Genomic DNA, 25,381 nt, shown 5'->3' on the forward strand with positions numbered 1-25,381 from the left:
ATCAGGCCCGGACAATGCCACTGAAACATTTAAGGCGTGGTGAACCCTAACGCTTTCGCTTCGCGCCAAGCTTGTTTAAGGTTTGAAAAACGGGGAATGAGGAGACGCGTTCATGGCCACAATTGCGCTGGTCGATGATGACGAGAATATCATCACGTCGGTATCCATTTTTCTGGAAGGCGAAGGCTACAAGGTGCGCACCTTCAATGATGGCGCGGCCGCGCTGGAAGCCTTGACGGATGACCCGGCGGATCTCGGCGTGTTTGACATCAAGATGCCGCGTATGGACGGTCTGGAACTTCTGCGCCGCCTGCGTCAATCGTCCAACATGCCGGTCATTTTCCTGACGTCGAAAGATGACGAGTTTGACGAGGCTCTGGGGCTCAATCTCGGCGCCGATGATTACATCACCAAGCCCTTCTCCCAGCGTCTTCTGGGCGAGCGGGTGAAAGCCGTTCTGCGGCGGGCCCGTCCGGATCCGGTCGGAGATCCGGGGCAGCCCGGTGGGGATTCCAAACCCATCATGCGCGGGCGTCTGTCGCTCGACCCCAATCGCCATTCCTGTTCGTGGGAAGGTGAGCCGGTGCGGCTGACGGTCACGGAATTCCTGATCCTGCAATCCCTGGCGCAACGGCCCGGCTATGTGAAAAGCCGCGATGCGCTGATGGATGCGGCCTATGACGATCAGATCTATGTCGACGACCGGACCATCGACAGTCATATCAAACGGGTCCGCAAGAAATTCAGAGAAGTCGACAAGACGTTCGACGCCATCGAGACGCTTTATGGTGTTGGATACCGTTACAAGGAGAGCTAGCCGGACGATCCGTTCGGTTCGCGGGGTCTCCTTTTCCCGCCTCGCCTGGATTATCCTTGCCGCCAATGGTCTGGCCTTGCTGGTTCTGATCATCGGCATGCTGGCCGTGTCGGAAACCCGCCGGGGGCTGGTCAATGCCAAGATCGAGGCCCTGCGCGTCGAGGGCGAGCTGATCGCCAATGTGATGGCGGAAGGCGCCGCCGAGAGCGATCCCTCGCCGCGCCTGCTGGACGGCGATGCCCGGCTGATCCTGCGGGACCTCTACCTCCCGGAAGAAGTGCGCGCGCGCATCTATAACAAGGCCGCACAGCTGGTTGCGGACAGTCATTTGCTCGCCGACCGGTTTGACGTCACTGAACTCCCGCCGCCGGGCGAAGCGCTGCCCGGAGACTTCGCAGAAGATGCCCGCAGCCTTCTGTCGCGCACGCTGGACGGATTCGGGGGCTGGTTCCGGACGGCAGAAGAGCGCGCCGCGCTGAACCGGACACTGGAAGATGAAATCACAACCGCAATCGGCGGTGAGACCGTCGCAGGCGTGCGCCGCCAGCCAGACGGCTCGCGTGTAGTCTCGGTGACGGTGCCGATCCAGCCCGTGCGCGCCGTTGTCGGTGTGGTGACGCTGGAATCCTTCGACCTCGATGAGATTATCGCGGACGAACGCCGGGCGCTCTTTCCCTTTATCCTGATGGCCGCGCTGGTCAGTATTCTGACATCATTGACGCTGACCGTGTTTATCGCCCGCCCGATCCGGCGGCTGGCCAAGGCGGCGCGGCGCGTGCGCATGGCCAAGGGACGGCGCGTGCAAATGCCGTCGCTCGCCGGGCGGCGCGACGAGATTGGCGAGCTGGGCGAAGCCATGCGGGAAATGACGGCGGCGCTCTACGACCGGATGGACGCGATCGAGCAATTTGCCGCCGATGTGGCGCATGAGTTGAAAAACCCGCTGACCTCGATCCGGTCGGCGGCCGAAATCCTGCCCAAAGCCCGGACCGATGAACAGCGCGAGCGCCTGCTGGGTGTGATTGCCTCAGACGTCCGGCGCATGGACCGGCTGATCACCGATATTTCCCGCGCTTCGCGCCTGGATGCCGAATTGTCCCGCGAGGATGTTGGACAGGTGGACCTGGCTCAGCTGATGCGGGATACGGTTTCGGCCTATGAAGCGTCGCGTTCGGATGAGCCCGAGCTGGTCTTCCAGACCTCGCTTGATCAGGCTTTTGTCGAGGGCCGGGCCGCGCCGCTGGGACAGGTCATCCGCAACCTGATTGACAATGCGATCACCTTCTCGCCGGCAGACGGCACGATCCGCATCGCGCTGAGCCTTGCTGAATCCGGGCGGTTGAAGCTGACCATTGACGATGACGGGCCCGGCATCCCGCCCGACAATCTCGAGACCATCTTCAAGCGCTTCTATACCGAGCGGCCCGCTGGCGCGGAATTCGGGTCGCATTCCGGCCTCGGACTGGCGATTTCGCGCCAGATCGTCGATGTCCATGGCGGAGACATTTGCGCGGAAAATCGGCGCGATGAAAGTGGCCGGGTAACGGGTGCCCGATTCACCGTGACGCTGCCGCGCGCTGCGCAAATATGACACGGCGATGAAGAAAGCCCTTTTCGCCCGGCACACTCCGGGATTTAATCACATCATCCTGAGGTGAAACATGATCGGTCTGCTGATCGTTACACATGGTGATCTTGCGCGCGAATTCATCGCCGCGACCGAGCATGTTGTCGGACCATTGGAGCATTGCGATGCCATCTGCATCGGCCCCGATGACGATCTGGAAGACCGGCGTAATGATATCCGCGATGCGATCAAAACGCTGGATAGCGGCGCAGGTGTGTTGATCCTGACGGATATGTTTGGCGGCACGCCGTCGAATCTGGCGATCTCCCAGCTGGCGCCCGGGAAGGTCGAAGTGCTGGCCGGTATCAATCTTCCAATGATGATCAAGCTGGCGGAATCCCGCAGTGCGATGGCGCTGGATGCGCTGGCCGAAGCCGGAGAAGCCGCCGGGCGGCGCTATATTGCGCGCGCTTCCACTGTCCTCGTTGGCGCGTCGAAATAGTGCCGGTTTCAAAACAGGTTTTGATTACCAATCAGCGTGGGCTGCATGCGCGGGCCTCGGCGAAATTCGTCGACATGGCGGCAAGCTTTGATGCCGACATCCATGTCCAGCGCGGCGACGAGGTCGTGGCCGCATCCTCCATCATGGATCTTTTGATGCTGGCCGCAGGGCCGGGCACCGAGATCACCATTCTCGCTGACGGGCCAGACGCAGACGCCGCGCTGGCCGCCCTCATTCAGCTGGTCGAGGACAAATTCTACGAATCCGTCTGACGCGGCGGCGTGTCGCTATCGTCCTGGCGATCCGGCTCAGCGGCCGGTTCAGGCGCGGAATCTGCTGACTGCGGGGATGACATGAACGGGTCCGGTTCGTCATCGCCGGTAGCATTCTGCAATGTCGACGGCGTAACGGGCGCGGCATCCGGTGCCTCTGGCGCTTCGGCGGCGTCTTCAACATCCGCAATATCGCGCGATGACATCAGCGTTTCACCCGGACCGGATCCGGAGGCTGCAAAAGAATGCACGTCCTCGGCGGCCGGCGTATCGGGGGATGGCTCGATGGCGGGCGCATCTTGTGCCGCCTCTGGCGTTGGGGCCTGCATCGCGGATGCCGTCGCTGTGGCTGGTGGGTCGGACACATCGGCCTCGGGCGTAGCGGGTGTGTCAGCCGCCACCGGAGTTTCTTCCCGCGCTTCAACGGGTTCCGGAGTGGGCGCCTGCATTGCGGAAGCCGCAGCCGTGGCCGGCTCATCCGACTCGTTCGTCTCACCGGCATCCGAATCTGCGACACCCGCTTCACCGGATTCCGCGGTGTCGCTGACAGCCCGGTTGGCCAAAGGCGGTGGCGGCGGCATCACCATGTCACGATCTGATGTCGACGTTTCCTCGACGCTCGCTTCTTCGGCTGTTGCGGCCATGGACGGAACCGGTGACGGATCCGCGTTTTCAGATTCGCTGCGAGCCGCTGCCAGCTCTTCATCGCTGGGCAGATCGTCGCTGGAGTCTGTCGCATCTTCAGCAGCGTCTGCGCTGGCGATAGCGGCATCTGCGTCCGCTTCTGCATCGGGTTCAGCTTCGGCATCGGCAACGGCCGTCGCCGCCAGTGCTGCACCTGCGGCTGCCGGAGCCGCGACGGTTTCAGCCGGTGGATGGCGCAGAATATTCTCGCTCAGCCGGGCAATGCGGCCTTCAAGCCGGCCGGCATCCCGCGTGCGGTTGATAAATCCACCGACGCAGAACAGGAGGGCGACACCCGCCAGTGCCAGAATTGCAGGCATCAACGGTGATTCCGGCGCCAGCGCGAGACCTGTGGCAATGGCCGCGAAAACATAGACCGGCGCCCAGATGATGCGCCAGGACCGGGCGAAATATGTGATCAGGGCTATTGCTGTGAGTGGCAGGGCAAAGGCCAGCGTCTGGGCCGAGAGCCATCCGGGCAGGCCGAGTTGATCAACCAGACCGCCAAAGCCGGGAATGGCGGCGGCAAAGTCAAAGCCGACCTGAGCCGGAATTGCAGCTGCAACGATATTGAAAATATTGAATTCAGGCAGCGACGCGAAAATACCCGGATCGACTTCCAGCATGAACAAGCGGATATCCGACCAGGAAAAGGCAATGGCCGCGGCCATGAAGAGCAACATGGTCAGCCACCAATTGGTCGCGCGGGTAATGCCGCTGCGGGCCAGAACGGCCGTGGCCTCCGGCGCTGTGCGCGTCCAGGCATTTCGATCATGATTGATAACGGCAACGGGGCGCGAACCATGGTCCGGACCACTTTGCGCGCGCAGAACGGTCACCGTCTCTCCGGTTTCCAGGGGCGTATCAGGACGGGACAGGCGCATCGAGTGAGACGCTCCGTCGGCGTCGCGGATTTCGTGCTCGCCGCGGCGCTGTCCCTCCCCGGCCGTAACGCCCGGTGAGGCATAGAAATCAACGCGCTTGCGTCCAAAGCCTAGGCTGGCATGCGCCCCCGGAATACTCGACATTGACCCACCCCTCAATTCATCAACTCAACGCGGCAATTTTGCTCTGCGTCATGGCCCGAAAACGCCGGGCAGCAGGGACTATACAAGATTTAGGCCGCCAGAGTCAGGGCCTTCACACAAACTTTGTCTTTGACAGATCAGTCCCTACATTGTGCCGCGTCGCCGCGCATGCTAACCGGCGGCGCAATGCTGTCCCCTATCCGGCCGGGAGTCCCCGCCCCGGAGGGCCAAAGCTCTCCCGATCATCCTGATGGAAGGACCTGTTTGAATGTCTGATTATCAAGTCAAAGACCTGTCGCTGGCCAAGTGGGGCCGTACCGAAATCGACATGGCGGAAATCGAAATGCCGGGCCTGATGGCGCTGCGCGAGGAGTATGGCGCTGAGCAGCCGCTGAAAGGCGCCCGGATTGCCGGCTCGCTGCACATGACCATCCAGACCGCCGTGCTGATTGAAACACTGACCGCGCTGGGCGCGGAAGTACGCTGGGCGTCCTGCAACATCTTTTCGACGCAGGACCATGCCGCGGCCGCGATCGCGGAAACCGGGGTTCCGGTCTTTGCCCACAAGGGTGAGACGCTGGAAGAATACTGGGATTTTGCCGACAAGATCTTCACCTGGCCGAATGGCGAAACCGCCAACATGATCCTCGATGATGGCGGCGATGCCACCATGTATCTGATCCTGGGTGAGAAAGCCGAAAACGATCCGTCTGTCCTGGGCGAGCCGAAATCGGAAGAAGAGCAATATCTCTTTGCCCAGATCAAGAAGCGCATTGCCGCAACACCGGGCTGGTTTGCCAAGGCCAAGGCCAATATCAAGGGCGTGTCGGAAGAGACCACGACCGGCGTGATGCGCCTCTATCAGATGCAGAAGCGCGGCGAGCTGCCTTTCCCGGCGATCAATGTGAATGACTCGGTCACCAAGTCGAAATTCGACAACCGTTATGGCTGCCGCGAAAGCCTGGTGGATTCCATCCGCCGCGGGACCGACGTGATGATGGCCGGCAAGACGGCCCTCGTCTGCGGCTATGGCGATGTCGGCAAGGGCTCGGCAGAATCGCTGGCCCAGGCCGGTGCCCGCGTTGCTGTCACCGAGGTTGACCCGATCTGCGCGCTTCAGGCCTGCATGGACGGGTTTGCCGTTGTCCGCGTCGAGGACGTGATTGATGATTGCGATATCTTCGTGACCGCCACCGGCAACAAGGACGTTCTGACCGTCGACCACATGCGCGCCATGAAAGACATGGCGATCGTTTGCAATATCGGCCATTTCGACAATGAAATTCAGGTCGAGGCACTGCGCAATTTCCAGTGGACGAATGTAAAGCCGCAGGTCGATCTGGTGCAATTCCCGGAGGGCAACCGGATCATCCTTCTCTCCGAAGGCCGTCTGGTGAATCTCGGCAATGCCAATGGTCACCCGTCCTTCGTGATGTCGGCCTCCTTCACCAACCAGACTCTGGCCCAGATCGAGCTGTGGCTGCGCGGCGAGCAGTACAAGAACGAGGTCTACATCCTGCCCAAGCATCTGGACGAGAAGGTCGCCGCGCTTCACCTGCCGAAGCTGGGCGCAAAGCTGACCGGGCTCTCCAATGAGCAGGCCGATTATATCGGCGTGGAACAAAAAGGCCCTTACAAGGCCGAGCATTATCGCTACTAGGCGATACTGCCAGACGAGACGAGACATGCCCCGGACGCTGGTCCAGGGCATTTTCTTTTCCGCGAAAGCCGCTAGCTTGCGCCCATGATCCGCACTTCTGTTCTGTTCGCCTTTCTGGCGCTGTCCCTCGCCGCCTGTTCGTCCGTGGCGTCTCTGCCCGGCACCAGCCGTATGGATCCGCGCTCGGAACCCTTCATGCCGTCCCAGCCCTTTCCCGTGCCCGCGAATGTGGAGCGGCTGATCGGGCCGGAGGATTGCCAGGGGGCGCAGCTGGCCGCCCGCGAGTTTGAAATGCCGGTCTATCCGGCCCGCGCCTATGCGCGCGGCCTTCAGGGCTGGGTCGTGGTGCGCTTCCACGTCTATGATACAGGCCGGCCGCATCGCGTGCGCTCGGCGGAATCGATCCCGGCCGGGCATTTTGACACTGCGGCCGTACGGGCGGTGGAAGACTGGCGCTTTCGCGAATTGCCGGACGGGCAGGCCCTGTCCAATTGCGTGGTGTTATTCGAGTTCCGTAACGGCACGGTTCGCGTTAGATAGCGACCATGGCTGAAGATGATTTTACCCGGCTGCTGGATGAAATTCCGCTGCTTTACAAGGTTCGCGCCTTTGCCGACGGGCTCGCCGATGCCCGCCTGTTCATGCGATTGGGCGAACCCCTCGACAAACGCGAACGCGATCTGTCGCGCACCTATCTCGACGGGCTGGGCTTTCCCCATGCTGAAGCCGGCCTCCTGACCAATTGGACCGAAGCGGCTGAGGCCGCCGAGGCCATGGATTTCAATCCGGAAGGCTGGGAGACCGAGGAAATGCTGCGCGCCGGACTGGTGTCGGAAGCCGCGATGCGGCTGGACGAGGACGGCATCCAGACGGTGCTGGAATATGTCGGCCTGAAAGCCGGTGAAGCGGCACAGGATGCCGTCGCCTATTCGGCCTCTCTGGGAGATATGAGTGACGAAGCGGTGCTCAACGCTGCGGCGGGGTCGCTGATTCAGGCGGCAAACGGTGCCGCGCTGGTGATTATGGCCGAAGCCGAGGATGATGATCCACCGCATCCCTTCCTGGCGCGCTGGCGTCTCTTTGTGCGCGGGCGCTGGCCAGTGGGCCTCGCCGGCTCGACCTATAATATTCTCTGATTGGACGGTTAGATGACGACGCTTTCGATTGCGAGCTGGAATGTAAACTCCGTGCGCCTGCGGGCCGTGCCGCTGATTGCGCCTTTCGTGGCGGCGGCCTCACCGGATGTGCTTTGCCTGCAGGAGATCAAATGCCAGAATGCGGAGTTTCCGGAAAAAGCTTTCCGCGAAATGGGTTATGAGCATTTCCATGTGCGCGGCCAGAAGGGCATGCATGGCGTGGCGATTGCGTCGAAATACCCGCTGGAGGACCTTGGCGATGAAGGCATTTGCCCGCGCGAGGAAGCCCGGCATCAACGCGTCGGCGTTGAAGGTATCGAATTACATAATTTCTACATTCCGGCGGGTGGCGATGAGCCGGATGTCGAGACCAATCCGCGCTTTGCGCACAAGATGGAATTCCTGGCCCGGACGACGGACTATTTTGCGGCGCGCAACACACGTGAGGACAGGATCGTCATTCTCGGCGATTTCAACATTGCGCCCTATGAGCACGATGTCTGGTCGCACAAACAGCTTCTGAAAGTCGTCTCGCACACGCCGGGCGAGGTTGATGCACTGAACGCTATGCTGGCGGCCGGCGATTTCATCGACGTGGCGCGGGAAATCATTCCCGAACCGGAGAAAATCTACACCTGGTGGAGCTATCGCTCGAAGGATTACCGCGCCTCCAACCGGGGCCGGCGTCTGGATCATATCTGGGTCACACCGGCGCTCAAAGATGCGGCACTCGCCAAGGGCCGCGATGGCTTCAGGATCTATGAGCCCGAGCGGGCAAGGGAAAAGCCATCCGATCACGTTCCGATCGTGCTGGACCTCGTGCTTTAGCGAAAGCGCAGCCGCGCGCCCTGAGTCGCGCCATTATCGGTCTCGCGTTCATAGGCCGCCTGTTCGGCTTCGACCTCACGGTCGAACTGCGCGCGATGCCGGTCCACCGCCGCGCGGACTGTTTGGCAGGACGGTGCCGGCGGAATGGCCGCGAGCCGGTCTGAGAGGCGCGCCGCGGCGTCGCGAAACCGCTCGACATGGCCCTCTTCATGGATTTCCAGCGCGGATTTGAACCGTTGCCAAGCTTCGCGCATGGACTCGGAGCCGCGATCCTCCTCGCGCCAGAGCGGGTAGGTGATGTCGATATCCAGGGCCAGATCGACCTGCATCAGCCGGCATTCCCCACCACCAAAGGCAAAATCATAGCGAATGGAGAGGCCACCGCGGGTCGTCGCCATGACGGCCGGATTCGGGCGGCTTCGAAACGAGGCCATCAGATGCTCGGGCGAGAGACCGGTGACTTCGTAGTGATGGATATCGAGTGTTTCAGCTATCGATACAGGCGTCTGGGCGGCCGCGATACCGCCGCTGATTACCCAACAGACCAGCCCGAGCCCGATACGCATGACACACCTGAAATCAGAAACCGGCCCTTATCCTGACCGTTGATCGCGGTGCTGTCACTCGGAAATACCCGAAAAGCTCACGATTGCAGCCGATAGCCACCGCTTTCGGTGATCAGCAGACGTGAGCGGGCCGGATCCGGCTCGATCTTCTGGCGCAGGCGATAGATATGGGTTTCCAGCGTGTGCGTGGTGACATTGGGGTTATAGCCCCAGACCTCATGCAGGAGCTCATCGCGCGAGACCGGCTTGCCGCCCGAACGATAGAGATATTTGAGGATGTTGGTTTCTTTTTCGGTCAGGCGGATTTTCTTCTCGTCCGACGTGACCAGCAGTTTCATGGACGGTTTGAATTCGTACGGGCCGATCTGGAAGATGGCATCCTCGCTCTGCTCATGGCTGCGCAGATGGGCACGCACACGGGCCAGCAGGACAGAGAATTTGAACGGCTTGGTGACATAGTCGTTGGCACCCGATTCCAGACCCAGGATCTGGTCGGCATCGGTATCCTGTCCGGTCAGCATGACGACCGGTGCCGTTACGCCATTCTTGCGCATCAGGCGGCAGGCCTCACGGCCATCCATATCGGGAAGGTCCACATCCAGAAGCACGATATCGACGCGTTCATCGCGGGCGATCTTGATGCCCTTGGTCGCCGTATCCGCATCGCGGACATCGAATTCATCATGAAACCCGAATTGTTCAATCAGGGTCTCGCGGAGGTCGTCGTCATCATCGACGCACAGAATCGTTTTTTTCGCACTCATATCTTGATCATGCCATTTTTTGAACGGGAGGCAATTCCTGCCGGGCGGCGGAAAATTCCCGGCACAAATGACCGCCCTCGCGATCACGGTCAAGGACACAATGGCGTGTGCAAAGCGTCATCGGGACGTGAAAAATGGCCGCGAAATTGCATGGTTAACGCCCGGCACGTGAGGCCGGGTGCGACCGGCGACGTGAAACCTCCGTGGTGGGGGAGGCGACCGGGACGCCGCGTTTTGCGCTTTTGCGCTGGATGGCGTCCCGCGCCGACCGCTTGAATTCCGCCCGATTTTGCCGGAAACCCGCCGACATGACCCGCTTTACCGTCACCTCCGATGGCATCTTCCGCACGCCAGACGCCGTTTATCGCGCGGCGCTTGGCAAGGGTGCCGTCAAACCGGAGGCGGACAAGGTGGAAGGCGATGGTGTCACGCCGCTGGGCGTCTATACGCTGCGGCGTGTGCTCTTCCGCAAAGATCGCGGCATTGCGCCGGCCACGGCCTTGCCGGTTCGCGTGATCCGCGCCGATGACGGCTGGTGTGATGCGCCCGAAGACCCGGCCTATAACCGGCCCGTGCGCCTGCCCTATCCGGCATCGTGCGAGGACATGACCCGGCGCGACGAGCTTTACGACATCGTGGTGGTGCTTTCTCACAATGATGATCCGCCCGTGCCGGGGAAAGGCTCAGCGGTATTCCTGCATTGCGCGAAGCCGGACTATCCTCCGACGCTGGGCTGTGTAGCGCTGGCGCGTACGGATCTGGAGCACGTGCTGGCGGGTGCGAAGCCCGGCGATACGCTGGAGATCAGGCGCTAGGCCGTTCGCCAAACAGGGCCGAACCGACCCGCACGCTGGTAGCGCCGAATTTCACGGCCGTTTCATAATCACCGCTCATCCCCATGGACAGTTTTTCCAGGCCATTGGCGGCCGCGAGATCGGCAAGCAGCGCAAAGTGCGGTCCGGCGGGCTCCTCAAGCGGTGGAATACACATCAGGCCCTCGATCTCCAGGCCGAAATCCTCACGCAGCAATGTCAAAAACCCGGCAAGGTCATGCGGCGCAATCCCGGCCTTCTGCTCTTCCTCGCCGGTATTCACCTGAACATAGAGGCGCGGCGTGCGCCCGGACTTGTCCATGGCGGCCCTGACGGCTTTGGCGAGTTTGGGCCGGTCCAGTGTCTCGATCACATCAAAGAGGGCGACCGCGTCCAGCGCCTTGTTGGTCTGCAAGGGACCGATCAGCCGCAATTCGAGGTCAGGATAGTCCGCGCGCCGTTCTGTCCAGCGGGCCTGCGCTTCCTGAACCCGGTTCTCGCCGAAGACGCGTTGACCGGCGATCAGGGCGTCTTCGATCCGGGTGTCGGGCTGTTTCTTGGAGACGCCCACCAGCGTCACGTCTGCGGCAGGCCGATCCGCGGCTTTTGCGGCAGCGGCGATCCGCTTCAGGATGTCATTCCGGCGGGCGGCAAATTCGGTTACAGAGTCAGTCATGTCCTCCCGCACCTATTCCCAAGCGATGACGCTGGCAAGGCTGGCCGCCAGATGGCCGGGTGTTCCCGGCGTGCTGCCGCCGCTGATCGCCCTGACAGATCCCGCGCGGACGCCGGATGTTGCCGCTTTTGCCCATAGCCTGCCGGATGGCTGCGCGCTGATCTACCGGCATTTTGGCCGCGCGGAACGAATTGCCGAAGCGCATGCACTTTCAGCCATTGCGCGGGAGACGGGCATGGTCCTGCTGATCGCTGCTGACCCGGCACTGGCCGATGCCTGTGATGCCGACGGCGTCCACTGGCCGGCCCGGCTGGCCGCGCCCGCACGCCAATGGCGGCGCACCCACTCCCGGCAGATCATGACGATGTCGGCGCATAATCGCCGCGAACTTGCGCAGGCGGCGCAGGCCGGCGCCGATGCGGCGCTGTTGTCGCCGGTCTTCGCAACCCGCAGCCATGCCGGACAGGCCGGTCTGGGACCATTGCGGGCGTCCGCCCTGACGATCGGCGCGCGCCTCCCCGTCTATGCCCTGGGCGGCATAATGGCAGACACGGCAAAGCGTCTGGCAGGCGCAGGATTTTCGGGATTGGCAGCGATAGACGGGCTAAAACCCTAGAAACGCCAGCCGGTTTCGAACTTCACTTCCGGCGCGCGCTCATCAATCTGAGGTCCGGTCACGAGATTGTCCGGATTGGAAAAGCGGATCGATCCGCCAAAACGGAAGCGCTGATTGAGATCGACATAGACACCGGCATCGATGGAATCGAATTCGCGGCGCTCTTCATCATTACGGTCAATGCCAAGGGTGAAGCCCCAACCATCGCCGGATTGGAATTCGACTTCATTGTCCGGGAAGTCGAGATCGACGCCGGGTGCCAGATCGGCATTCAGCGTGAAGGTTTCATACCAGGCCTGAGCATCCGCATCGGAAGAGGCGCTCACCGCATCCTGGAACGCAAAAGCGCCCGGCGCGGAGGCGACAAACCCCGCGACCGCAGCAGCGATCGTCCATGCTTTTAACACCTGGCTCATGCCATAATGCCCCTCGATGCGACGATCAACATAACCAAAGATCGTTAAAAGGCGAAGTCCTGAATCTCAGAATGACAACGATTTAAGGTGAAGCTTTCCGTCGCTCAGTTCCGGAAGGTCACTTCGAAAAAGCCGCCGGTTCCATTTTCACTATTATTTACAATACCCTGAACCGTCGGGACGGCAAAGTCACGTTCCGCCGAGTGTAGTCCAAAGGTCACAGTGAATTGATCTCCGACCAGTCGCGACAGGGTGAATTGCACGGCCGTCTCCGACTCCCGAAGGTAATCATCTTCGGAGCCGGCCCATTCCGCGCCGTAACTCCAGTCGCCGCGATCATATCGCGCGGCCAGCGCCAGGGCCTGATAATCGCCGCCGGCCACGGCATTGTCCGACCAGAGACCGGATGCGCCGATGGAGAACCCGTCCCGCGACCAGCGCAGCTGTGCGCCGACCGCGCTGTAAGCATCGGAAAATTCAACCGAAAGCGGGTCCGCCGTCACGATGTTGAGCGCGGCCTCGACCTGTCCAGCCTCGCTGAAGGTATGATCAAAGCTCACCCCGGCTTCGACCACATTTTCGAGGCTGGCGGATCCGGCCCCGCCGGCAATCGCGTCCGACAGGCAAATGTCGACAGCGCAATAGCGGGCTTGCGGCGCAAAGGAGGCCGAGGCGCGAAAGCCGATAATGCGCGGTGTTGAATAGACAATTGAGGGCCCGAAGCCCGCACCGGTATTGGCGGTGCGCGTCATCACCTGCCGGCCCAGCCCCAAAGGCCCGCCATCCAGGCGGACAAAAGCCGATCCGGTCGGAAGGTTGATGGCCTCCACCTGCGCCGCCCCGGGCGTCAGGCCCAGCCGCCACTCGCCCCAGCCGGCTTTCAAAAAGACATTGAGGCGTTCCATCGCGAAGGCCTTGCGGCCGGTCTCGGGCGCGCCGCCGCGATAGCGGCCCGTCGTCAGCGATCTGCGTGGCGCGGTCAGAACCGGTCCCGCCGCATTTGCAAACCCCTCGCGCGTAATATCGCTCTGGGCATGGAGCCCGGCCTCCAGCCCCCAGCGCCAGCCATTGTCGGAAATTGCTTCCCATTCAAAACGTGTATCGAGGTCCGCCAGCACATTGCCGCCATAGGACCCGCTGGCAAAGACGAGAGCGGCATCCGTGCGCAAGGACAGGTCAATCGCCGCCAGGCGATGGCTTATATCATCTGAATTCTGGAAAGAATGCGCCGGCGCGGCCGCGAGGACTGCAGAAAGCGCGGAGAATATTATCGCGCCTGAATACTGCGTCATTGTGCCTCTCGCGGCCCCGCCGGTCGGCCCCGTCCCCCGGACGAAGCGCTAATCCACACCGGCCATACCCTCATCGTCAAGCAAGCCAAGCGGCAAATAAGGCAAGAAAAAGGCAGATGTGGCGCGAAAGCCACGATGGTTCATTTCGAACTCGTGGTGAATCAGGTGTCGCCCATGGCTGGCCATGCGCGTTTCGCGTGGTATAGATCACGTCGCCGTCGGGCCAACGGGTCCGGTTTGCCACACTATTTCTCATGGAGACCGAGAGATGAAGTTCAGCCGCTCCCTAACCTTGCCGGTTCTAGCGCTATCCATGCTGGCGCTTGCGGCGTGCTCGTCCTCACGCAGTGCCGAATCCGGCGACGATGGCCGCAGCGGCCTTCGTCTGCCCAGCTTCTCCGGCGGGGCCAGTGATGAGCGTCCGGCGGGGATCGGCGTCAACAGCTTCCTCTGGCGCGCCAGCCTCGACACGATCAGCTTCATGCCACTGGATCAGGTTGATCCGTTCGGCGGCGTGATTGTCACCGACTGGTATGCCAATCCGGAACAGCCGAATGAGCGCTTCCAGGTCACGGTCTATATCCTCGATACGCGACTACGGGGCGATGCTCTATCCGTGCGGGTTTTCCGTCAGGAACGCTCTGAAGCTGGCGAATGGGTCGACGCAACCGTCACACCGCAAACCGGAATCGACATTGAAAATGCGATTCTGACGCGGGCGCGGCAATTGCGGATCTCGACGCTCGACAACTAACCTTTTTGCCCGCCCTTCCGGCGCGGGCTCAGGACATTTCCATGAGCAGATACAATCCCAGAGAGGCCGAGCCGAAATGGCAAAGCGTCTGGGCGGAGCAAGGCGTGGACCGCGCATCGCGCGAGCCGTCTGACCGTCCGAAATACTACGTCCTTGAGATGTTTCCCTACCCGTCCGGCAAAATCCATGTCGGCCATTCGCGCAACTATGCGATGGGCGATGTGGTCGCGCGCTATAAACGCGCCCGCGGATTTGACGTCCTGCACCCGATGGGGTGGGACGCTTTTGGCCTTCCCGCGGAAAACGCGGCGCGGGATCGCAATGTGCATCCGCGCGACTGGACGCTGAAGAATATCGAGGTGATGCGCGGGCAGCTGCAAAGGCTGGGTCTGGCGCTGGACTGGGATCGGGAAATCGCGACCTGCGAGCCCGATTATTACAAGCATCAGCAGGCCATTTTCCTCAAATTCTTCGAAAAAGGCCTTGTTGAACGGCGCAAGGCCAAGGTCAACTGGGATCCGGTCGATCAAACCGTTCTGGCCAATGAGCAAGTCATTGACGGCAAAGGCTGGCGCTCTGGCGCACAAGTTGTGCAGCGGGAGCTCGATCAGTATTTCCTGAAGATCACCGATTATGCCGACAGCCTGCTCGACGGGCTGGAAACGCTGGATCGCTGGCCGGAAAAAGTGCGTCTGATGCAGGCCAACTGGATTGGCCGGTCCCGCGGGGCGCATGTGACCTTCCCCTTCGCCGATCCGGCCGACAAGGATCGCTTTGGCTGCGAAGGCATCACCGTTTTCACAACCCGGCCCGACACGCTGTTCGGTGCCAGCTTCCTGGCGCTGGCGTCGGATCACGTAATCACGGCGGAACTGGCGAAGAATGATCCGCTGGTGGACAAATTCGCCCGCGATTGCGCGGCGGCCGGCACGACGGCGGAAGAGATCGAGAAAGCCCCGAAAAAGGGCATTGATCTGCATGTGAAGGTGCGGCACCCCTTTGATGATAGCTGGGAAATCCCCGTCTGGTCGGCGAATTTCGTGCTGTCGACCTATGGCACCGGCGCGATTTTCGGCTCGCCTGCGGGCGATCAGCGCGATCTCGACTTTGCGCGCAAATACGATTTGCCGGTGACGCCGGTCGTTCTGCCGCCCGATGCCGATGCGGCGACGCACACGATTGATACCGAGGCCTTTACCGATCACGGCACGATTTATAATTCGCGCTTCCTCGACGGGCTGACGACCGAGGCCGCGATCGAGCGCGCGATTGAAGAGCTGGAGAAGCTGAGTTTGGGTCAGGGCGCAACCAATTACCGGCTGCGCGACTGGCTGGTCTCCCGGCAACGCTATTGGGGTTGTCCGATCCCGATCATCCATTGCGAGAGCTGTGGCACCGTGCCGGTTCCGGCCGATCAATTGCCGGTGGAATTGCCGCGCGATGTGACGTTCGACACGCCGGGCAATCCGCTCGACCGCAATGACGCCTGGCGCAATGTAGATTGTCCGGAATGCGGCGGACCGGCCAAGCGCGAAACCGATACGCTGGACACTTTTGTCTGCTCGTCCTGGTATTTCCTGCGCTTTACTTCACCGTGGCCGGACGACAAGCCTTTCGATCCGGACGAAGCCCGGCGCTGGATGCCGGTCGATCAATATGTCGGCGGGATCGAGCATGCGATCTTGCACCTGCTCTATGCGCGCTTCTTTACCCGCGCCCTGCATGATTGCGGGCTGATCGATTTGCCATCGGGCGAGCCTTTTGCCGGCCTCTTCACGCAAGGCATGGTCACGCACGAGACCTACAAGTCGGAATCCGGCAAATGGCTGGCCCCGACCGAGATCGAGGACCGCGACGGCCGGCTGGTCGAGATCGAGACCGGGCGTCCGGTCACGGTCGGTTCCATCGAGAAAATGTCCAAGTCGAAGAAAAATGTCGTTGATCTCGATGACTTTATCGACACATATGGCGCCGATGCCGCCCGCTGGTTCGTCCTGTCTGACAGCCCGCCCGAGCGCGATGTGGAATACACGGATGGCGGCGTCGATGGTGTCTGGCGATTTGTCCAGCGCTTGTGGGCCGTGGTGGACGGCTTTGACGGTACCAACGCAACCGACATGTCCGGCGTGAGTCCGGAAGGCCTGGAGCTGCGCAAGACCGCCCATCGCTCGGTGCGCGACGTGACGGAGGCCATTGAGGGTTTCCGCTTCAATTCCGCCGTCGCCAAAGTGCACGACCTGGTCAATGCGCTGCGCAAATTCCTGCCTGCGAATGAGGCTGACAAGGCGGCTCAGAAAGAGGCGCTGGTCTTGCTGTCACAGCTGATCTCGCCCTTCATGCCGCATCTGGCGGAAGCGTGCTGGGAGAGGCTGGGGCAGGACGGCATCGTCGCGACCGCCGCCTGGCCAGATGCCGAACCGGCGCTTCTGGTGGATAACACCGTCACGATTGCCGTTCAGGTCAATGGCAAGCGCCGCGGCGAGATCGAATTGCCGAAGGGTACCGACAAGGACACCGCGGAAAAGACGGCCCTGGCCGATCCGGGGGTGGCGCGTTCGCTGGAAGGCCTTACAGTGCGCAAAGTGATCGTGGTCCCGGACCGGATCGTCAACATTGTGGCGGGCTAGATATGAAACGCAATGCACTCCTTGTCCTGATGGCGAGCGCAACGCTCGGTCTCTCGGCCTGCGCCTTTCAGCCCTTGCATGGATCGCAGCAGCAGGTCAGCGCCATGCGCGGGATCACGGTTGCCGTTGACGGGCAGGAACGCATCGACCAGATGCTGGCCGAATCCCTCAATGACCGCTTCGGCACACCGGCGGGCGGGCGCTATCGTCTCGCCGCTGAAACCAGCGTGACAACATCCGGTCTGGGCGTCGGGGCTGATGATGTGGCGACGCGCTCGGCGCTATCGCTGTCGGTAGATTTCAGTCTGATCGATACCGGCTCCGGCTCGCCCGTACTGACCGAAACCGTCCGCACCGAAGCGACCTTTGATATTCCGCTTCAACCCTATGCCGCCGTCAGTGCGCGCCGCGATGCCGAAGAACGTGCCGCGCGGGAAGCCGCTGACCGGATTGCCCTGCGCGTGGCGCGGTATATCAACCGCGGCGGCCAGTGAAGGCGACAGCCCGTGATGTGAATGCGCGGCTGGCCCAGCCGGATCGTGATCTGACGGCCTGGTTGATCTATGGCCCTGACCGGGGGCTGGTGCGCGAGCGCGCCAATCTGCTGGTCAAGGCGCTGGTGGATGATCCGGATGACCCATTCAACGTCACCAAGCTGACTGATGAAGACCTGAAAGCCGATCCGGCGATGCTGGCTGACAATATGGCGGCCTTGTCGATGATGGGGGGTGATCGTCTTGTCCGGGTGCAGATTTCAACCGAGGCTGGCGGAGCGCCGATTGCCGAGTTCCTGAAAGAATTTGAAGCCGGAAAAATGCCCGCCGAAGCCTGGCTGGTGGTGGAAGCCGGGGATATCAAACCCGCCGGCAAGCTGCGCAAGACGTTCGAGCCCGCCAAGAAGGCCCTCGCCGCACCTTGCTATGCGGAAACCGGCCGGGATCTGGTCGCATTTGTCGATGACGCGCTGGCGGCGGAAGGCCTCCACCTGGAGAGCGATGCCCGCGCCCGTTTCCTGCCGCTGATCGAGGGCGATCGCGGCGTGGCGCGGTCCGAAGTCGACAAACTCATACTCTACAAGGGCCCGAAAGAGGTGCGCGGCGACGGCGAGGGTGCGATCACACTCGCCGATATCGAGGCCAGCGCAGCCGCGGGGGGCGATGCCGCACTCGACCGTGTCGTCGATACCGCCATGTCCGGCCGGGTGAAGGATGCCGATGCCAGCTGGATGCGGGCGCGGTCGGGCGGGGCGAGCGGTGTTGGCCTGGTGCGGACCATACAGCGGCGGATCGATCTGTTGTCGGAGCTGAAGTCGGGCGGGCCGGATGCCGCCATGCGCCTGGGCGCGCCGCGCTTTGGCCCGGCAGCGGACTCCTTCAAGCAGCAGGCAGCGCTCTGGAATGAACGGGCACTGGATCAGGCGCGGCAAGCCGCGTTTGAAGCCGAGCGCCAGATGAAGCGCGCCGGAGCTGCGCCAGCGGAACTACTGGGCGGCGATTTGCTGCTCAAGCTGGCCTTGCGCGCCGAGGCCATGTCATCGCGGCGCTCGACGTGATTGCACCCCCGGCCTCATTGGGTTATTCCACCGGTCAAACGCACCCATAGCTCAGCTGGATAGAGCGCTGCCCTCCGAAGGCAGAGGTCAGAGGTTCGAATCCTCTTGGGTGCGCCATTTCACATTTTCCCATGCAGAAGTCTCCTAAAGCCTTGAAGGGTAAGGCTAGATTTGGGGTTTGAAATCCTTTTCCCCGCACGTATTCGGGCTGAGAGGAGAACGCTATTTTCATGAGCATTCTGCGCTGCTTTAACTCGCCGGAAGCCCAGAGTTTCCAAGGGTTTGCGAGAAACGCCATCGGGGTTTGAAAAGCCTCTTCAAATGATTTGGGTTTTTGGGTGTTTTGTGCCGCTTTTTCCAGCAGGGCGGCTTTGTCAGCCTCCAGAGTACTGATGCGTTGCTCATAGGCTTTGATGACCGTCGGACTGGAAGCATCGAGAATGCGGTCCAGATAGCTTGTGATTTGTTTATCCAGTTCAACTGCTTGCGCATTTAGTGCGTCAGCTGTGCTGGCAACGTGGCTGATCCGGTGCTCCCAGATCGTCTTGAACATTTTTCGGGCGATGGTGATGAGGCCCTTGCTCGGAACAAGGCTGCGTACCAAAGCTTCAAAATCCTTCTCGACAACATCGCGCCGGATCGATCTTGGCCGGGCAATGCAGTCCTTGTTGTAGCACTGATAGTAAGGATGCTTCTTTCCCGTCTTGCTCTTTGACCAGCAGGCCGTCATGGGCCGCTTGCAATCACCGCACAGAATGAACGCGCGCAATGGAAAATCGTCATTGAGGTTCTTCTTGACGGGAGCACGGGCTTTTTGGGTTAGGCGTTCCTGGATCTTCTCATAGGTGGCAAAGCTGATCAGCCCTTTGTGGTCGGCCTTTCTCAGCGATATGCCCCAGGATTCTAGGCCGACATAGCCCGCATAGAGCGGCTGGGTCAGCATATCCTTTATGCGCTGATTGCGGATTTTGCCGCTTGGTAGGTCTTTTGGAAATTCAGGCCGGGATTCAAAGAAGCGTTTGAGTTCAACTTGAGTTTCAAACCGGCCCGACGCAAAGCCTTCCAAACCCTCGGCAATGATACTGGCGAGCGGTTCATCGCGAACGAGGATGCTGCCATTGCCTTTTTTCTTTTTGAAGCGGAAGCCTTTGGGTGCCCAGAAAGTCCAGTAGCCATTCTTGATCCGCGCCTCCATGCGGTGGCGGGTTTGTTCCTTGTTTTTCTCCAACTGGTGCTGTGCGACGACAGCGCGCATGTTTTCCACCAGTTTTGAATCTGAATCCGTTCCAAATTCGATTGATGGGCTGATCAGCTCCCCGCCAGCGCTCAATATCAATTCGCGAAGTTGCCAATGAGCCTGAATGCCTCTCGCCAATCGGGAGAGGTCATCGATGATCACAAAAGGCGTTTCGTGGCGATGCTGCTTGAGGAATGCCAACATCGCATCCATGCCAGGGCGAGACACCTTCCCTCCAGAAATATCGTCATCAAACACTTTGACGATATCCAGCTGGCGATAGCGGGCATATTCGCGGCAGCGGGTTTCTTGCGAGCGCAAGCCGTCATGCTCAGTCTTCTGTTTGGAGTTTGATACCCGGCAGTAAATCACCGCCGGACGGCCAGCATCGGTATTTGTCTTGGCAGGGGTCATCGCGCCTCCTTCTTATCTCCGTCCGATTCTACCATGCCAGAGGCCGCAAACGGGCCGGAAAGGCTCGGTTTCTCGTTCTGTCCACAGATCAATGAGACGGGATCAAAACCCATTTCGACATCAGCGCACATAAGCATGATGTTCCACAGGGTTTCGAGGAATTCGCGCGCCTTGTCGTCGGGAATATTAAGCGCTGCAGCGTCCTCAGCATAGTCTTCGACCACGAGCGAAGGCGCAGAGCCGGAGCCGTTTTCCATGGACCGGGAGGCAACAATATCTTTGGTCTGGTCGTCCATTGCGACGGGCTCCTATCTTTATTTCAGTTCGTCTTTGCTCTCCCTTCTCAATTAAGAACAAAAGAAGAACATTATTTATACTTTCCCCGATTTGTAAAGGTTTTTCTTATGGGCTATCGGCCTCTATCCTGAACTTGTTGCTGAGCCGGTTCTTGGGTTCGTGCGTCCTGGTGCTGGGCTTTGCGCTCCTCGCGTGAGAGGGCTTGTTCACGCTTCAACTCGCCCTCACGGGCGTAAGCCATCTCGGCCACACGGGCGGCTCGCAGGAGATCAGCGCCGGAGAGATGATCGGAATCGCGCAAGTTTCCTTCTGCGTCCTTATAGGTTCGCGAAATCTTCGTTGCGAAGGCCGGTCCGTTTTCATCATCGCGGCCCCAGATCGTGGCTTTGACGTTCTCAGCCCGCAGAGTATCGGCGGGCCGCTTGGAGGCTGGTGCCGGCCGCTCCGCTTGCGGCGCGGTCTGTTGTTGTGCCTGCGGTGCGGGCGTTTGGGATTGATCAGTCATATTGATCTCCTGAGGTTTGAGGTTAGCGGGACCGGCTAAAGTCGCGCTTGGGGGATAAGGTTTGGCGCCTAGCCTTGAACTCGGCTTTGCGGGCATCGCGGCTGGCGGCGTCCTGTTCAGCGCGCCAGCGCGCATTGAAGGCTTCACCATCGGGCGTATGCGCCAAGGCAGGGCTTGGCCGCTGGACGGGCTTTGGACGGTCATTAGCGACCATCTGTGAAGCGCGGCGCTCGGCTTCACTCTTTTGAAGATCGGCGTGCTGGGCTGCGATCATTGGATCGCGGCTGGTTTCAAAACTTGCGCCGAGCACCGGCGCGCGCGGGGGCGTGAAACTGCCGCCGGGAAGGTCACCGCGTCCGGCAGCAAAAGATGTGTGCTTGGTCATGGCTTGAAACCCTCCACATAGGACCACTCACCGCCTGCATATTGCGGAAGATGGGCAAAGCGCGGCGGCACCTTTTCTCGGATCACGCGCCGCCATTCCCATCCAAAACGGGTTTTGACCTTCACGCGGGAGAGGTCGGATTGTTGGTAAGGATTGGGATGAAAGCGCCCGGCACATTCGCGCGCCTCGTAGTAGTTGCGGCGCTCCGCATAGAGCCCGCCCGGCAGCCCATCCATGAAGAGATATTGATAGCCCGGCGGCGTGTTCAGGATTTCATCTGGCGTTCTCAGCCAGCGCTGTTGCTTGGACCGGTGCGCTTCGGCCTTGGTAAAGTGATCAAAACGCAGCGCCGCATCGAGCGGATCACCGCCGCTTAAGAGCGCGCTCAGGGCTTCTTGTTGACCGCGTCTGGCCTGCTGATGTGCAACATCGTCATTATATTCGAGCGTCTGGGCACCAAGCATGCGGGAAACTGTCTGGGCCGAGGACAGATCACGCACCGCGAAATAGCTTCTGACTGCCGCAGACGAGGTGATGATCGCCTCAACATTGGAACCTGTGAGCGCCATCTGCTGGGTGGTCTGGTAGATCGCCCAGGGGCGAATACCGATCCCGGCCCCATAGACGAAGAGCTTGGGCACCAGCGGGAATGAGCCCAGCTGGGCGCACTCATCAAGTACCCATGTCTGGGGCCGCGCAACCGGCGAACGCGCCTTGTAGATCATCCCGGCGGTAAACATCGAGCGGATGACCGGTGCCCAGGTCGAGAGGTATTCCGCAGGCGGGCAGAGATCGACCTTGTAGACCGGCTTTCCTGAGCCAGCCGAAAAGCACAGATCCGCGAAAGAAAAATCATAGGGCGGTGAGACCGAGGCCATCAGCATCGGATCGGCAAGGCAGGAGAAACTTCTTAGAAGCTCCCCGACAATGCCATGAAAGCCCCCGGACGGGTTTTCACGCGCGGTAGCGATTTCTGCTTCCACACGGCGGCAGAGCGGAAAACGGGATTCGCTCATCTCGAAGGCAAAATCGAGCCAAGCCGATTCACCGGCGACGAATGCGTTCACGACTTCATAGAGGCGCGGCAGTGTAAGCGCGCCATCGAGTTCGGCCAGCGTCAGCGCAAAGGCGGTCAGCTTCTCGCGGCCTCGGGATTCAAAGTAGACGGCATTGGATGCGCCCGTTGGCGGCATCCAGTTTTCTGCCCAGACCGCAGCATCAGCGACCACGGACGGACTATCAGCGCGGATATAATCAACCGGGTTGATGCGGTGCTGGGGCAGGCCCAACAGGCCTGCAGGATTCCATGAGATATTGTATTTGCCGGATGCGGCTTGGTTTTGAAAACAATACGCCCCTTCCGCCTTTGGATCGAGCGAGACAAGGTGATTGCCAAATGCGCCATCGGCAAGGCTGAACCCCAATAGCGAGCCTTTACCTCCACGGGCGCCTGCAATTACTAGCCCCGAACCTTGTCCCGAAAATTTCACGGCACGGCCATTTAGATGGCCGACAAGGAAGGCGTTCATGGAGCCTTTGAAATACCCGGCCTGCTCGACATCGTCGGCCGTCGACGGGCGGGCGCTCCCGTGCCTGAAATGCTCGTTCTGTTCAAAAGACATGATTGATCTCCATCCTCCTGCCCGGTCAGCGCGGGGGACGCTTTAACTTCCGGACAGGAGGGGTTGGAGTGGATGAGCGACCTAACCGGCGACGTTGCCGATCACGGCCAGGACAATGAAGACGACGACCGCAGTGCCGGCGATGGCACCCCAATCAACGACCTCCTTGAAGACCGGCTTTGCGGCAGCAGCGCCGACCGTTCCAACACGGACGCGTTTTGTAAAAAACGACATGAAAACTCACCTCCTTTCTAATTGTCTGGGGGTTAGTGGATTGCTCGGAAGGTCCAGATCGTGCCTCCGAAGCGGCGGGGTTTGCGGGCGTGACGAATGACGATCACGCCGACGAGAACGACCAGGAGTCCGGCTCCCGGCAGTGTGATCAAAACGATCACGCCGATCAGGATGAGGAGCCAGCCAAGCGCCCTCCAGATATCTGGCAGAGGGGCTGGCCAAACCTGATCAGGATGAAAGACGGTCGTCATGGCGGTCTTCCTTTTCAGCTATCGGGATCAGAAGAAGCGGCGCATCAGCGAGACGATGCCGCCCGTGGCGATGACGCGAATGATCAGCGAGAAGCCCGCCACCAGACCGCCGAAGGTCAAAAGCCACCACATGCCGGGTATCGCCCAGCCAATGCCGTAATGTTCCTCGCCGAACGCTGTGACAAAGCCCTGTGAGGAGTCAAACGCGAACGGGTGAAGGAAGAAGGTGGCGAGCACCGCCCCGATCATCGCGGCCCAGTTCTGGAACCGCTCAAAGAAGGGGGTCTTTGCCCCGTGTGTAGATTGCTTGTGCATGATCGCACCTCCATCGGATTGCTGCCGGAAATGGCAGCGATGAAGGCACGTTTAGAAAACCGGGCCGGGACCGGTCAGGTACGAATCTGGAAATCCGGGAAAATCAGGGCTCGGGCCAGTTATTGATGACGTGCGGAGCGTGGGCTTCATAAGCAGCCTCGACCGCATCCATCAAGCCGCGATGGAGCGTACCCAGCGCGATTTCCTGAAGGTCTTCACCTTCCTCATCGGTATGAGAGAAGTCGAGGTAGCTGCCACCATATTCCATCAACAGGTCGAAGAAGTTCGGCATGCGGCCCGCCACGCACAGCATGGCGGCATTCATTCCGCTCTGGGCATGTTTGGCATTGACGCAGTTAGGATCATCGGCGAGCGCGCGCCGGACGCCCATTTCATTCGAGTTGAGAATGTAATGGATAATGTCGTGAGATCGTGATGTCGCATCATCGGGTTTCGGCATTAAAGCCATTGGATCAACCTCACGCCAAAAACTCAAAAAGTTCCGCTAAATGCCGTTCTTCTTCTGTGGATAGATGAACAGGCAGGCAGATGTGTTTTTCGCCGATCATGTGGAACTCGGTTTGAGCCGCTGCCATCATGATCTCGCCGCCATCAGAATTATTGAACGGCTCTAGCGGCTCCAATTCCTTTATCCGGATGTCGGCATATTCGATCCGTCTTTTGTACTTCTGCTTGAAGCGAAACACGCAGACCGATTGGTGTTCGGGAATGGCCGGGATGGTCTCCATGCCATAATCGCGTGATTGAAACGAAATCGACACGCCGCGCGCCACCATCATGTGATCGTCAAAGAGATCGTGCCGGGCCTTATCGATGTCCGGCCCCTCCAGATGAAATTCGCAGACAATGGCCCATTGTTCTGGTGTCAGCACGATTGTGCGGTTGAGCACATCGCTTTCAACCGGCGCAAATGCGGCCACAGCCAATAAAGGAGCCTTGCAGGACGTGTAGGCCTCACCCATAAAAGCCTTCTCGTCCCGGTTGGCAAAAATATCGGCCACGGTGAGGCTTAATACGCTTGGCTCTGCCTTGCTGGTATCAAGGATTTTGATGCCGTGCGGGAAGGTTTTTCGCGTTTCAAACACGCGAAAACTATCGTCCAGATTTTCCACGATCAGATCGTCAAACAACTTTGTGGGCCGACCCTTCCAGCGGGCCACGCGGTCGGGATGCCGCCACGCCAGAAAGGCGTGCATATATTGCAGCGTCTTGTTGGCCGTTTTGATGTTCTGATAGCCCGAGGTGCGGTCGATATCGAAGATGGACGAACTCTTCTTGATGAAGTTTTCCAGTGTCTTGCCGTCAATGGGTTCATCTGGTGCGTCGTATGCCGAGCCATCCGGTAGTAAGAGCCGCCCAGAAGCTGCTCCATCCAGAACCTCATCATAGACAAAGCTCTCAAATGGGATGCGGCCCTGGATGAAGTTGAGCCGTTCAACCCGCATGGCCCGCCAGAGATTGCACACCAATCGCCGCGTATAGTGCCGACGTAAGGTCAGCTTTGGCGCAATCGCTTGAAGTTCAGCCACCC

General features: G+C 60.4%; 29 protein-coding genes, 1 tRNA gene and 1 pseudogene. 15 read left to right on the top strand and 16 right to left on the bottom strand.

The window, feature by feature from the left end:
- Window positions 1-112: 112 nt before the first annotated feature.
- The 4 genes from P0D52_RS13150 to P0D52_RS13165 all read left to right on the top strand — a co-directional run bounded on the left by P0D52_RS13150 (window position 113) and on the right by P0D52_RS13165 (window position 3,158).
- A complete protein-coding gene (locus P0D52_RS13150; RefSeq protein WP_187166207.1) occupies window positions 113-817 on the top strand; it encodes a response regulator transcription factor in 705 nt (234 codons plus the stop codon).
- Entirely contained in the window at window positions 786-2,408 is a 1,623-nt protein-coding gene (locus tag P0D52_RS13155) for a stimulus-sensing domain-containing protein (RefSeq protein ID WP_394693103.1), read from the top strand. Before P0D52_RS13150 ends, P0D52_RS13155 begins: the two co-directional genes overlap by 32 nt.
- 70 nt (window positions 2,409-2,478) lie before the next feature.
- The gene (locus P0D52_RS13160; RefSeq protein WP_394693104.1) at window positions 2,479-2,886 is read left to right on the top strand and encodes a PTS sugar transporter subunit IIA; all 408 of its coding nucleotides are present in this window, start codon (window positions 2,479-2,481) and stop codon (window positions 2,884-2,886) included.
- Window positions 2,886-3,158 carry an HPr family phosphocarrier protein gene (locus tag P0D52_RS13165; protein WP_394693105.1) on the top strand — a complete coding sequence of 91 codons (273 nt, stop codon included), beginning with the start codon at window positions 2,886-2,888 and terminating at the stop codon, window positions 3,156-3,158. Before P0D52_RS13160 ends, P0D52_RS13165 begins: the two co-directional genes overlap by 1 nt.
- Here the strand turns inward: P0D52_RS13165 and P0D52_RS13170 are convergent.
- Window positions 3,143-4,870 (bottom strand): hypothetical protein, encoded by a 1,728-nt coding sequence (locus P0D52_RS13170; protein ID WP_394693106.1) that lies wholly within the window; start codon window positions 4,868-4,870, stop codon window positions 3,143-3,145. The genes P0D52_RS13165 and P0D52_RS13170 overlap by 16 nt on opposite strands.
- Window positions 4,871-5,138: 268 nt before the next feature.
- Between P0D52_RS13170 and ahcY the strand changes: the two genes are divergently transcribed.
- The 4 genes from ahcY to P0D52_RS13190 all read left to right on the top strand — a co-directional run bounded on the left by ahcY (window position 5,139) and on the right by P0D52_RS13190 (window position 8,494).
- Window positions 5,139-6,530 (top strand): adenosylhomocysteinase, encoded by a 1,392-nt coding sequence (gene ahcY, locus P0D52_RS13175; protein WP_394693107.1) that lies wholly within the window; start codon window positions 5,139-5,141, stop codon window positions 6,528-6,530.
- 84 nt (window positions 6,531-6,614) lie between these two features.
- Window positions 6,615-7,070, top strand: coding sequence for a TonB family protein (locus P0D52_RS13180; protein WP_394693108.1), 456 nt, complete (start codon window positions 6,615-6,617; stop codon window positions 7,068-7,070).
- Between the two features lie 5 nt (window positions 7,071-7,075).
- Window positions 7,076-7,666 carry a hypothetical protein gene (locus P0D52_RS13185; RefSeq protein ID WP_394693109.1) on the top strand — a complete coding sequence of 197 codons (591 nt, stop codon included), beginning with the start codon at window positions 7,076-7,078 and terminating at the stop codon, window positions 7,664-7,666.
- Window positions 7,667-7,678: 12 nt separating this feature from the next.
- Window positions 7,679-8,494, top strand: a complete 816-nt coding sequence (locus tag P0D52_RS13190; protein WP_394693110.1) for an exodeoxyribonuclease III — start codon at window positions 7,679-7,681, stop codon at window positions 8,492-8,494.
- Here the strand turns inward: P0D52_RS13190 and P0D52_RS13195 are convergent.
- Both P0D52_RS13195 and P0D52_RS13200 read right to left on the bottom strand, forming a co-directional pair.
- Window positions 8,491-9,060 carry a DUF922 domain-containing protein gene (locus P0D52_RS13195; RefSeq protein WP_394693111.1) on the bottom strand — a complete coding sequence of 190 codons (570 nt, stop codon included), beginning with the start codon at window positions 9,058-9,060 and terminating at the stop codon, window positions 8,491-8,493. The two genes, P0D52_RS13190 and P0D52_RS13195, sit on opposite strands and share 4 nt — an antisense overlap.
- Before the next feature lie 77 nt (window positions 9,061-9,137).
- Complete coding sequence (locus tag P0D52_RS13200; protein ID WP_394693112.1) at window positions 9,138-9,824, bottom strand: response regulator transcription factor; 687 nt, start codon at window positions 9,822-9,824, stop codon at window positions 9,138-9,140.
- A 308-nt stretch (window positions 9,825-10,132) separates the two neighbouring features.
- Between P0D52_RS13200 and P0D52_RS13205 the strand changes: the two genes are divergently transcribed.
- On the top strand, window positions 10,133-10,639 hold the full coding sequence (locus P0D52_RS13205) for a L,D-transpeptidase (protein ID WP_394693113.1): 507 nt from the start codon (window positions 10,133-10,135) through the stop codon (window positions 10,637-10,639).
- Here P0D52_RS13205 and P0D52_RS13210 read toward each other — a convergent pair.
- On the bottom strand, window positions 10,629-11,312 hold the full coding sequence (locus P0D52_RS13210; protein ID WP_394693114.1) for a YggS family pyridoxal phosphate-dependent enzyme: 684 nt from the start codon (window positions 11,310-11,312) through the stop codon (window positions 10,629-10,631). The two genes, P0D52_RS13205 and P0D52_RS13210, sit on opposite strands and share 11 nt — an antisense overlap.
- Here P0D52_RS13210 and P0D52_RS13215 point away from each other — a divergent pair.
- Window positions 11,311-11,928 carry a thiamine phosphate synthase gene (locus P0D52_RS13215; protein ID WP_394693115.1) on the top strand — a complete coding sequence of 206 codons (618 nt, stop codon included), beginning with the start codon at window positions 11,311-11,313 and terminating at the stop codon, window positions 11,926-11,928. The two genes, P0D52_RS13210 and P0D52_RS13215, sit on opposite strands and share 2 nt — an antisense overlap.
- On the opposite strand, the gene P0D52_RS13220 is transcribed toward P0D52_RS13215, so the two are convergent.
- Together P0D52_RS13220 and P0D52_RS13225 are read right to left on the bottom strand one after the other, a co-directional pair.
- Window positions 11,925-12,344 carry an NtrZ family periplasmic regulatory protein gene (locus P0D52_RS13220; RefSeq protein WP_394693116.1) on the bottom strand — a complete coding sequence of 140 codons (420 nt, stop codon included), beginning with the start codon at window positions 12,342-12,344 and terminating at the stop codon, window positions 11,925-11,927. The two genes, P0D52_RS13215 and P0D52_RS13220, sit on opposite strands and share 4 nt — an antisense overlap.
- Window positions 12,345-12,448: 104 nt before the next feature.
- The gene (locus P0D52_RS13225) at window positions 12,449-13,636 is read right to left on the bottom strand and encodes a hypothetical protein (protein WP_394693117.1); all 1,188 of its coding nucleotides are present in this window, start codon (window positions 13,634-13,636) and stop codon (window positions 12,449-12,451) included.
- Window positions 13,637-13,904: 268 nt separating this feature from the next.
- Between P0D52_RS13225 and P0D52_RS13230 the strand changes: the two genes are divergently transcribed.
- The 5 genes from P0D52_RS13230 to P0D52_RS13250 all read left to right on the top strand — a co-directional run bounded on the left by P0D52_RS13230 (window position 13,905) and on the right by P0D52_RS13250 (window position 18,686).
- A complete protein-coding gene (locus tag P0D52_RS13230) occupies window positions 13,905-14,390 on the top strand; it encodes a DUF3576 domain-containing protein (protein ID WP_394693118.1) in 486 nt (161 codons plus the stop codon).
- Window positions 14,391-14,431: 41 nt separating this feature from the next.
- Complete coding sequence (gene leuS / locus P0D52_RS13235) at window positions 14,432-17,017, top strand: leucine--tRNA ligase (protein ID WP_394693119.1); 2,586 nt, start codon at window positions 14,432-14,434, stop codon at window positions 17,015-17,017.
- Window positions 17,018-17,019: 2 nt separating this feature from the next.
- Complete coding sequence (lptE, locus tag P0D52_RS13240) at window positions 17,020-17,511, top strand: LPS assembly lipoprotein LptE (RefSeq protein WP_394693120.1); 492 nt, start codon at window positions 17,020-17,022, stop codon at window positions 17,509-17,511.
- Entirely contained in the window at window positions 17,508-18,569 is a 1,062-nt protein-coding gene (holA, locus tag P0D52_RS13245; RefSeq protein WP_394693121.1) for a DNA polymerase III subunit delta, read from the top strand. The genes lptE and holA overlap by 4 nt, the downstream gene beginning before the upstream one ends.
- Window positions 18,570-18,609: 40 nt before the next feature.
- Window positions 18,610-18,686: transfer RNA gene (locus P0D52_RS13250), tRNA-Arg, on the top strand.
- 493 nt (window positions 18,687-19,179) lie between these two features.
- Here P0D52_RS13250 and P0D52_RS13255 read toward each other — a convergent pair.
- From P0D52_RS13255 to P0D52_RS13300, 10 genes and pseudogenes are all read right to left on the bottom strand, one after another.
- Window positions 19,180-20,220, bottom strand: a pseudogene (locus P0D52_RS13255) (recombinase family protein); the annotation flags it as partial.
- A complete protein-coding gene (locus P0D52_RS13260) occupies window positions 20,217-20,516 on the bottom strand; it encodes a hypothetical protein (protein ID WP_394693122.1) in 300 nt (99 codons plus the stop codon). The pseudogene P0D52_RS13255 and the gene P0D52_RS13260, both read right to left, overlap by 4 nt.
- A 113-nt stretch (window positions 20,517-20,629) precedes the next feature.
- Window positions 20,630-21,022 carry a hypothetical protein gene (locus P0D52_RS13265; RefSeq protein WP_394693123.1) on the bottom strand — a complete coding sequence of 131 codons (393 nt, stop codon included), beginning with the start codon at window positions 21,020-21,022 and terminating at the stop codon, window positions 20,630-20,632.
- Window positions 21,023-21,044: 22 nt separating this feature from the next.
- Window positions 21,045-21,407: a hypothetical protein gene (locus P0D52_RS13270; RefSeq protein ID WP_394693124.1), complete on the bottom strand. Its 363-nt coding sequence runs from the start codon at window positions 21,405-21,407 to the stop codon at window positions 21,045-21,047.
- Window positions 21,404-23,029, bottom strand: coding sequence for a type IV secretory system conjugative DNA transfer family protein (locus tag P0D52_RS13275; protein ID WP_394693125.1), 1,626 nt, complete (start codon window positions 23,027-23,029; stop codon window positions 21,404-21,406). The genes P0D52_RS13270 and P0D52_RS13275 overlap by 4 nt, the downstream gene beginning before the upstream one ends.
- A gap of 81 nt (window positions 23,030-23,110) precedes the next feature.
- Complete coding sequence (locus P0D52_RS13280; RefSeq protein WP_394693126.1) at window positions 23,111-23,263, bottom strand: hypothetical protein; 153 nt, start codon at window positions 23,261-23,263, stop codon at window positions 23,111-23,113.
- 32 nt (window positions 23,264-23,295) lie between these two features.
- Window positions 23,296-23,514, bottom strand: coding sequence for a hypothetical protein (locus tag P0D52_RS13285; RefSeq protein WP_394693127.1), 219 nt, complete (start codon window positions 23,512-23,514; stop codon window positions 23,296-23,298).
- Between the two features lie 27 nt (window positions 23,515-23,541).
- Window positions 23,542-23,829, bottom strand: a complete 288-nt coding sequence (locus tag P0D52_RS13290) for a hypothetical protein (protein WP_394693128.1) — start codon at window positions 23,827-23,829, stop codon at window positions 23,542-23,544.
- A 103-nt stretch (window positions 23,830-23,932) separates the two neighbouring features.
- Window positions 23,933-24,298 (bottom strand): hypothetical protein, encoded by a 366-nt coding sequence (locus tag P0D52_RS13295; RefSeq protein ID WP_394693129.1) that lies wholly within the window; start codon window positions 24,296-24,298, stop codon window positions 23,933-23,935.
- Between the two features lie 10 nt (window positions 24,299-24,308).
- Window positions 24,309-25,379: a hypothetical protein gene (locus P0D52_RS13300; protein ID WP_394693130.1), complete on the bottom strand. Its 1,071-nt coding sequence runs from the start codon at window positions 25,377-25,379 to the stop codon at window positions 24,309-24,311.
- Window positions 25,380-25,381: the final 2 nt, after the last annotated feature.

Origin of the sequence: Hyphobacterium sp., assembly GCF_043584775.1 — a bacterium.
Lineage (GTDB): Bacteria > Pseudomonadota > Alphaproteobacteria > Caulobacterales > Maricaulaceae > Hyphobacterium.